The following is an 8,519-nucleotide window of genomic DNA, read 5'->3' as shown; positions in this document are numbered from 1 at the left end:
CATGGTGGCGACCCGCTGCGCCCGGCTGCGCCGCGCTTGCGATCGCCACTAAACTCGCCGGGTGACGACACCCGAGAATGCCTACCTGGTCGGTTTGCGGCTGGCCGGCAAGAAGGTCGTCGTCGTCGGTGGCGGCACGGTTGCCCAACGCCGCCTTCCGCTGCTCATCGCCAGCGCAGCCAACGTGCACGTCATCACCCGCAGCGCCACCCGAGCCGTCGAAGCGATGAGCGGAATCACCTTGGCGCTGCGCGATTATCGCGACGGCGACCTGGACGGAGCCTGGTATGCTATCGCGGCCACCGACGACCCGGCGGTGAACGCCGCGGTCGTCGCCGAGGCCGAGCGCCGGCACATCTTCTGTGTGCGCGCAGACATCGCCGTCGAGGGCACCGCAGTCACCCCGGCCACCTTCGACTACGCCGGCCTGTCGGTGGGCGTGTTGGCCGGAGGCGAGCACCGCCGCTCCGCAGCGATCCGCTCGGCCATCCGCGAAGCCCTGCAACAAGGCGTCATCACCGCCGACACCGACGACGTCGTGCCGGGTGGAGTGGCACTGGTCGGCGGCGGCCCCGGCGACCCGGAACTGATCACCGTGCGCGGCCGGCGCCTGCTCGCCCAAGCCGACGTGGTGGTCGCCGACCGGCTGGCACCCCCAGAGCTACTTGCCGAGTTGCCCCCGCACGTCGAGGTGATCGACGCCGCCAAGATTCCCTACGGGCGGGCCATGGCTCAAGACGCCATCAACGCCGTCATGATCGAGCGGGCTAAGGCCGGCCAGTTTGTCGTGCGCCTCAAAGGCGGTGACCCGTTCGTCTTCGCCCGCGGCTACGAAGAACTGCTGACGTGCACCGACGCCGGAATCCCGGTGACGGTGGTACCGGGTGTGACAAGTGCCACAGCGGTGCCGGCGCTGGCGGGCGTTCCGGTCACCCACCGGGCCGTCTGCCACGAATTTGTGGTGGTCAGCGGCCATATTGAGCCGGGGCACCCCGAATCGTTAGTGAATTGGGATGCATTGGCGGCCATGACGGGCACCATCGTTTTGCTGATGGCGGTGGAGCGCATCGAGCAATTCAGCGAGGTGCTGTTGAAAGGTGGCCGACCTGCCGATACGCCGGTGCTGGTGGTTCAGCACGGCACGACAGCCGCGCAGCGGACGTTGCGGGCCACATTGGCAGACGCGCCGGAGAAGATCCGCGCCGAGGGAATCCGCCCTCCCGCGATCATCGTCATCGGTGCCGTGGCGGCATTCGGCGCTTAAGCGATTCTTAAGAATACTGTAGGGTAGCTTCTTATGACGGCTCTCAACGATGCAGAGCGGGCAGTCCGGCACGCCATGACAGAAGTCCCGAAACGGGCGGTGCCGATGCGCTCCGGACAGGATGCTTTGGACCGTACGAGCAGGTATTCGCCCACATGGTTGCCGTCGTGGCGGTTCGTCGCTGCGGTTGTCGCGATCGGCGGCATGCAGTTGATGGCGACCATGGACGGCACCATCGCGATCGTCGCGCTTCCCAAGATTCAGAACGAGCTGAGCCTGTCCGACGCCGGGCGAAGCTGGGTGATCACCGCTTATGTGCTGACCTTCGGCGGGCTGATGCTGCTGGGTGGGCGCCTCGGCGACACCATCGGCCGCAAGCGCACCTTCCTCGTCGGTGTCGCGTTGTTCACGATCGCCTCGGCTTTGTGCGGCATCGCCTGGGACGAGGCGACCTTGGTCATCGCCCGGCTGCTGCAAGGCATCGGCGCAGCGATCGCCTCGCCGACGGCGCTGGCGCTGATCGCCACCACCTTCCCGAAGGGCCCGGCACGCAACGCCGCGACGGCGGTGTTCGGCGCGATGACCGGCGTCGGCTCGGTGATGGGCCTGGTGGTCGGCGGAGCGCTCACCGAGGTGTCGTGGCGGCTGGCGTTTTTGGTCAACGTGCCGATCGGGCTGGTCATGCTGTACCTGGCCCGCATCACGCTGCGGGAAACCTACAGGGAGCGGATGAAGCTCGACGCGATGGGAGCCGTGCTGGCCACGGTGGTGTGTACCGCGGCGGTGTTCGGCTTCTCGAAGGGCCCGGAAAAGGGGTGGATTTCCACCGTCACGATTGGGTCTGGTGTGGTGGCGGTCGCCGCGTTCATCGCGTTCGCGATCGTCGAGCGCACGGCCGAGAACCCGATCGTGCCTTTCGACCTGTTCTTCGATCGCAACCGGCTGGCCACGTTCGCGGCCATCTTCCTGGCCGGCGGCGTGCTGTTCACGCTGACTGTGCTGATCGGCCTGTACGTGCAGGACATCATGGGCTACAGCGCGCTGCGAGCAGGCGTCGGCTTCATCCCGTTTGCCATTGCGATGGGCATCGGCTTAGGCGCATCGTCGCAGCTGGTGTCGTGGTTCCCGCCGCGCGTGGTGGTGATAGCCGGCGGTGTGCTGGTGCTGGGCGCGATGCTGTACGGCTCGAGCCTCAATGGGGGCATGCCGTATTTCCCCAACCTCGTGATGCCGATCGTCATCGGCGGGATCGGGATCGGCCTGATCGTCGTCCCGTTGGCGCTGTCGGCGATCGCCGGCGTTGGATTCGACCGGATCGGGCCGACCTCAGCGATCGTGTTGATGCTGCAGAACCTGGGCGGCCCAGTGGTGCTGGCCATCATCCAGGCCGTCATCACCTCGCGCACCCTCTACCTGGGCGGCACCACCGGCCCGGTGAAATACATGAACGCCGCGCAGTTGCATGCGCTCGACCACGGCTACACCTACGGCCTGCTGTGGGTGGCGGGGGTGGCGGTCATCGTCGGCGGCGCGGCGCTGCTGATCGGCTACTCCGCGGCACAAGTGGCGCACGCGCAAGAAGTCAAAGACGCCCTCGAGGCCGGAGAGCTGTAAGCCGACGGCTGACGTAATCCCATCGAGACTGCGCTCACGGCGAGCGCAAGCGCGGCGGATTCACGCGGTCACCGCAGTCTCGCGGTTATGGCCGCAATCTGGCTGCGCGGCGCCCCTCAGCCGACGCCCGCTAGGCACCGCCGGGGAGCGCCTCAAGCTTGACTAGGCTTGCCCGCTGTGATCACCCGGATGTCCCAGCTCTTCTTGCGCACGCTGCGTGACGATCCCGCCGACGCCGAAGTTCCCAGCCACAAGCTGCTGATCCGCGCCGGCTATATCCGGCCGGTCGGCCCTGGCCTGTACAGCTGGCTGCCGCTGGGCCTAAGGGTGCTGCGCAAGATCGAGCGCGTCGTCCGCGAAGAGATGAACGCGATCGGTGGGCAGGAGATCCTGTTCCCCGCGCTGCTGCCGCGAGCTCCCTACGAGGCGACAAACCGGTGGACCGAATACGGCGAGAGCGTGTTTCGCCTCAAGGATCGCCGTGGCAACGACTATCTGCTCGGCCCGACACACGAAGAGCTGTTCGCCCTGACCGTCAAAGGCGAATACAGCTCCTACAAAGACTTCCCGTTGGTGCTCTACCAGATCCAGAACAAGTACCGCGACGAGCCTCGCCCGCGTGCCGGCATCCTGCGGGTCCGCGAATTCCTGATGAAAGACTCCTACTCCTTCGACATCGACGACGCCGGGCTCAAAGCCGCCTACCACGCGCACCGCGAGGCCTACCAGCGCATGTTCGACCGGTTGCAGGTGCGCTATGTCATCGTGTCGGCGGTATCGGGAGCGATGGGCGGCAGCGCCTCAGAGGAGTTTTTGGCCGAGAGCCCGTCCGGCGAGGACACGTTTGTGCGCTGCGTGGAATCCGGTTACGCCGCCAACGTCGAGGCCGTGGTCACCTCGCGCCCGGAATCGTTGCCTATCGACGGGCTACCGCCGCCGGTGGTGTACGACACCGGCGACACCCCGACCATCGCCACCCTGGTCGAGTGGGCCAACGGCGCCAACCTCGGTCGCACCGTCACCGCCGCCGACACCCTGAAGAACGTGATGCTCAAGGTGCGCCGGCCGGGCGCGGAGTGGGAGCTGTTGGGCATCGGGCTGCCCGGCGACCGTGAGGTCGACGACCGCCGGCTGGCCGCCGCGCTAGACCCGGCCGAGTACAAGCTGCTCGACGACGAGGACTTTTCCAAGCACCCGTTTCTGGTGAAGGGCTACATCGGTCCAAACGCACTGCACAAGAACGGCATTCGCTATCTGGTGGACCCGCGGGTGGTCGACGGTACCAGTTGGATCACCGGAGCCGACGAGGAACGCAAGCATGTCGTCGGGCTGGTGGCCGGCCGTGACTTCACCGCCGACGGCACCATCGAAGCCGCCGAAGTGCGCGACGGCGACCCCTCTCCCGACGGCGCCGGACCGCTGGTGTCCGCCCGCGGCATCGAGATCGGCCACATCTTCCAGCTCGGCCGCAAATACACCGATGCCTTCACCGTCGACGTGCTCGGCGAAGACGGCAAACCGGTGCGGCTGACCATGGGCTCGTACGGCATTGGGGTGTCCCGGCTGGTGGCCGTCATCGCCGAGCAGCACCACGACGAGCTGGGCCTGCGCTGGCCGTCCAGCGTTTCGCCGTTCGACGTGCACCTGGTGATCGCCAACAAGGACGCAGAGGCCCGCGCGGGGGCCACCAGTCTGGCCGCCGACCTGGACCGGTTAGGCATCGAGGTGCTGCTCGACGACCGCCAAGCGTCGCCCGGGGTGAAGTTCAAGGACGCCGAACTGCTGGGTGTGCCGTGGATCGTGGTGGTGGGGCGGGGCTGGGCCGACGGCGTGGTCGAGCTGCGCAACCGCTTCAGCGGCCAAACCCGCGAGCTGGCAGTCGGTGTCTCGCTGGCCACCGATGTCACGGCGGCGATATCCGGCTAACCGCGGACCTGTCGAGTCTGCGCTGAGCGCGTCGAGCCTGCGCTGAGCGCGTCGAGTCTGCTCCTATGGCGTGGGCCGGCGCGGATTGCCCGCCATGGCCGCAGGCTGGGTGCCACAGCCGCAGACTCGATGCAGTGAACGCAGACTCGACGCCCAAACCGCCTATTCGGTGCCGCCCGGGAACGCCTTGGTCATCGGCCAGGCGCCCAGCACCCGGTTCCACCGGGCCGCCATCACCGCGCTTTGCGTCAGCGCCGTGATCGCGAACGAGCGGCGATCCGGAGCTTTGGCCTGCTCGACCGCAGCGCGCCAGGCGACCGCCGCATCGTTTTCCATCCGCACCGCCAAGCGCGCGGCATCGGTCGCGTTGTTCACCGGGAAGGGCAGCTGATAGCCGGCAGCCGCGACGGGCCCGGTCACCGAACGCGCTGCCAGCATCGCGATCACCGCGTCGCGACGCCGGCGATGCTGGTTGAGTGCTTCCGAGACCATCGCGTTGAGATCGGGCGTGCTATGCGCCGACACGATGCCGTAGCCGTAGACCACCGAATGCTCGATGACCAGCGCGTCGCACAGGGCGGCGTCCTCGGGGTCGCTCGGCCGGGCCGATGTGCTGGTGGTTTGGGTCGGTTCGGCCGACGTCACGGCGTCGACGCTTTCGGCACCAGCGCGACCGTATAGGCCGCGGTACATGCGGCGGCGATCGATGCCAGCAGCCCGGCACGATAGCCCGACGACGCGATCGCCAGTCCAGTGGCCGAGTCGGCGGATGTCCGCAGCGAGTCGACCACATCGGCCAGCGACGGCGGCGGTGCCGCAGCCGGACTGGGAGTCGGGCTGGGCGATGGGCTCGAGGTGGTTGTCGTCCGCCCGGTGACGCGCTGAATCTCGGTTTCCAGCTCCACCGCATGCCGGGAACGCTCCGCCGCTACCTCCTGCAACGCGGCGGCCATTTGCGGCGACTCGCTCGCGGCGGCCGTTGCGGCGGCCAGTTCGCTGTCGTGTCGCGCCAGCTTCGACTGCGATTCCAGATCGTCGACATTGGGAGGGGGCGGTGGAGAGCCGCACGCCGACGCGACCGCCCCGAGCACGGCAAACGCGGCGCCGCCGACCAGTATGCGTCTCCTGCTCACGACTGGCACTGCGCTTGGCACAGCAACATCCTGCCATTGCTCGCCGGCCGCGAAGACGCCGGACGAGTCGCGGTCCGGCAGCTGCGATCGCCGCTGAGATGCGTTTCCTGGCGTATCGTTGATAGCTGATTCCCCTGGAACGCCGACTGGTGCGCGCCGGAGGGTCGCCAGCGGCGCTCCATCCGGCGACATCCAGCCGATGACTGGACAACTCAAGATGAGGAGCTCGCCGTGACCACGGGGCTGCCTTCGCAGAATGAGGTAATCGAGCTACTCGATGGAGAGTTCGCGCGCGCCGGTTACGAGGTCGAAGACGTCGTCATCGACACGCGACGCCGCCCGCCCCTGATTGCGGTCATCGCCGACGGCGACGAACCGCTTGACCTAGACACCATCACCGCGTTGTCACATACCGCATCGAGGTTGCTGGACCGTGTCGAAAGCATCCGAGGTCAGTACGTCCTCGAGGTCAGTTCGCCCGGTGTCGAACGGCCGCTGACCAGGGAGAAACACTTCCGGCGCGCGCGCGGCCGCAAGGTTCAATTGACACTGGCAGACGGATCGCAGCTGGTCGGTCGGGTCGGCGAGACGCACGGCAGCACGGTCATGCTGGTGGTCCGCGACGACCGTGGCCGCGACTGGACCGTGCGCGAGGTCTCGCTGGACGAAATCGCGAAAGCCGTTGTGCAGGTCGAGTTTTCGCCGCCCAGCCAGCGAGAGTTGGAGCTGGCGACTATGGGCGCGGGAACGGAGGCCGGGACATGAACATCGACATGGCCGCGCTGCACGCGATCGAAGCGGACAAAGGCATTTCGGTGGACGTCGTCGTCGACACCATCAAATCCGCGCTGCTCACCGCCTACCGGCACACCGAAGGACACCAGCCCGACGCGCGAATCGACATCGACCGCAAAACCGGTGTGGTGCGGGTAATCGCCCGCGAAACCGACGAGGACGGCAACGTCCTGAGCGAATGGGACGACACACCTGAGGGATTCGGGCGGATCGCGGCCACCACTGCCCGCCAGGTGATCCTGCAACGGCTACGGGACGCCGAGAACGAGCGCAACTACGGCGAGTTCTCCACCCGAGAGGGCGAGATCGTCGCCGGGGTGATCCAGCGCGACAGCCGCGCCAATGCCCGCGGTCTGGTCGTCGTGCGGCTGGGCAGTGAAACCAAGGGCTCCGAGGGTGTGATCCCGGCCGCCGAACAGGTTCCCGGGGAGACCTATGAGCACGGCAACCGGCTGCGCTGCTATGTGGTCGGGGTGACCCGTGGTGCCCGCGAACCGGTGATCACCTTGTCGCGCACCCACCCCAACCTGGTCCGCAAGCTGTTCTCGTTGGAAGTTCCCGAAATCGCCGACGGGTCGGTGGAGATCGTCGCGGTAGCCCGCGAAGCCGGCCACCGCTCGAAGATCGCCGTGCGGTCGAACGTTCCGGGCTTGAACGCCAAGGGCGCCTGCATCGGGCCGATGGGGCAGCGGGTGCGCAACGTGATGAGCGAGCTTTCCGGGGAAAAGATCGACATCATCGACTACGACGAGGACCCGGCCCGTTTCGTCGCCAACGCATTGTCGCCGGCGAAAGTTGTCTCGGTGTCGGTGATCGACGAGGCGGCGCACGCCGCCCGGGTGGTGGTGCCCGATTTCCAGCTGTCGCTGGCCATCGGGAAGGAAGGGCAAAACGCCAGGCTGGCGGCGCGGCTCACCGGCTGGCGAATCGACATCCGCGGCGACACACCGGCGCATCCGGCGAGCCAACCCGACCACGGCGCCAGTCACGGGATGGCGCACGACCGCTGAGCGTGATCGCCGCGCGGGCGCAGCCTCCCGGGTGGTTCAGAGTGTGGCTGCGGTGGCGGTAGACTGTGCCGTGATCCAGCGCGAGACTTCGGGGTCGGCGCATCGGCGCACCGATGGACCGGTGCGTACATGTGTCGGCTGCCGAAAGCGAGAGTTGGCCGTCGAACTGCTTCGCGTGGTAGCTGTGTCGGACGGGAACGGCAAATATGCCGTGATCGTTGATCCAGCAGGTACCCTTCCGGGGCGGGGTGCGTGGCTGCATCCCGTTCCGCAATGCGCGCGGGAAGCGATCCGGCGGCGAGCCTTCGCCCGAGCGCTGCGCATCACCGGTTCACCGGACGCCTCCGCGCTGGTCGAGTACTTGGACTTTTTAAGTACGCTCGATCACCGCGGCAACAGAACAGGTAGCAAAGAACATGAGTACACCGTGAAGTCCCGATGACCATGCGTCATAGCTAATACCCGAGGCGCGGCCCACCACCGCTGTCGCCTCATGGACAGGAGAAGTAGTGGCAGGCAAGGCCCGCGTACACGAGTTGGCCAAGGAACTCGGTGTTACCAGTAAGGAAGTTCTCGCCCGGCTAAGCGAACAGGGCGAATTCGTCAAATCGGCGTCGTCGACGGTGGAAGCGCCCGTCGCGCGTCGGCTGCGTGAATCGTTCGGCGGTGGGAAAGCCGCTGCTGCGAAGGCCGCGGCCAAGGCCGGCGGCAACGGCAAAGCGAGTGCTGTCGATGCAGCCAAGCGCGCCGGCTCCGACGGTGCAGTGGCGACGGAGC

The 8,519-nt window shown here is 67.1% G+C and carries 9 protein-coding genes; 7 read left to right on the top strand and 2 right to left on the bottom strand.

Annotated features, from left to right (window positions below; translation table 11 throughout):
- Positions 1 to 61: 61 nt before the first annotated feature.
- The 3 genes from cobA to ACFE99_RS19350 all read left to right on the top strand — a co-directional run bounded on the left by cobA (position 62) and on the right by ACFE99_RS19350 (position 4,804).
- Positions 62 to 1,264 (top strand): uroporphyrinogen-III C-methyltransferase, encoded by a 1,203-nt coding sequence (gene cobA, locus ACFE99_RS19360; RefSeq protein WP_375488051.1) that lies wholly within the window; start codon positions 62 to 64, stop codon positions 1,262 to 1,264.
- Between the two features lie 33 nt (positions 1,265 to 1,297).
- Entirely contained in the window at positions 1,298 to 2,878 is a 1,581-nt protein-coding gene (locus ACFE99_RS19355) for an MFS transporter (RefSeq protein WP_375488050.1), read from the top strand.
- 177 nt (positions 2,879 to 3,055) lie between these two features.
- Positions 3,056 to 4,804 carry a proline--tRNA ligase gene (locus tag ACFE99_RS19350; RefSeq protein WP_375488049.1) on the top strand — a complete coding sequence of 583 codons (1,749 nt, stop codon included), beginning with the start codon at positions 3,056 to 3,058 and terminating at the stop codon, positions 4,802 to 4,804.
- A gap of 162 nt (positions 4,805 to 4,966) precedes the next feature.
- Here the strand turns inward: ACFE99_RS19350 and ACFE99_RS19345 are convergent, their stop codons facing one another.
- Positions 4,967 to 5,449 carry a ferritin-like domain-containing protein gene (locus tag ACFE99_RS19345; protein WP_375488048.1) on the bottom strand — a complete coding sequence of 161 codons (483 nt, stop codon included), beginning with the start codon at positions 5,447 to 5,449 and terminating at the stop codon, positions 4,967 to 4,969.
- Complete coding sequence (locus ACFE99_RS19340; protein WP_375488047.1) at positions 5,446 to 5,958, bottom strand: hypothetical protein; 513 nt, start codon at positions 5,956 to 5,958, stop codon at positions 5,446 to 5,448. The genes ACFE99_RS19345 and ACFE99_RS19340 overlap by 4 nt, the downstream gene beginning before the upstream one ends.
- Positions 5,959 to 6,168: 210 nt before the next feature.
- Here ACFE99_RS19340 and rimP point away from each other — a divergent pair, with 210 nt between their 5' ends.
- The 4 genes from rimP to ACFE99_RS19320 form a co-directional block, all read left to right on the top strand.
- Positions 6,169 to 6,702, top strand: coding sequence for a ribosome maturation factor RimP (gene rimP / locus ACFE99_RS19335; RefSeq protein WP_375488046.1), 534 nt, complete (start codon positions 6,169 to 6,171; stop codon positions 6,700 to 6,702).
- Positions 6,699 to 7,742, top strand: coding sequence for a transcription termination factor NusA (gene nusA, locus ACFE99_RS19330; protein ID WP_375488045.1), 1,044 nt, complete (start codon positions 6,699 to 6,701; stop codon positions 7,740 to 7,742). The genes rimP and nusA overlap by 4 nt, the downstream gene beginning before the upstream one ends.
- A gap of 154 nt (positions 7,743 to 7,896) precedes the next feature.
- Entirely contained in the window at positions 7,897 to 8,184 is a 288-nt protein-coding gene (locus tag ACFE99_RS19325) for a YlxR family protein (RefSeq protein WP_375488044.1), read from the top strand.
- A 67-nt stretch (positions 8,185 to 8,251) separates the two neighbouring features.
- Positions 8,252 to 8,519: translation initiation factor IF-2 N-terminal domain-containing protein (locus ACFE99_RS19320; RefSeq protein ID WP_375488043.1), on the top strand; the 268-nt coding region annotated here is incomplete at its 3' end.

This window comes from uncultured Mycobacterium sp. (assembly GCF_964249325.1).
In the GTDB taxonomy this organism is placed as follows: Bacteria; Actinomycetota; Actinomycetes; order Mycobacteriales; family Mycobacteriaceae; genus Mycobacterium.
Note: the sequence above shows the minus strand (reverse complement) of the source record. Positions and strands in the feature narration are given on the sequence as shown.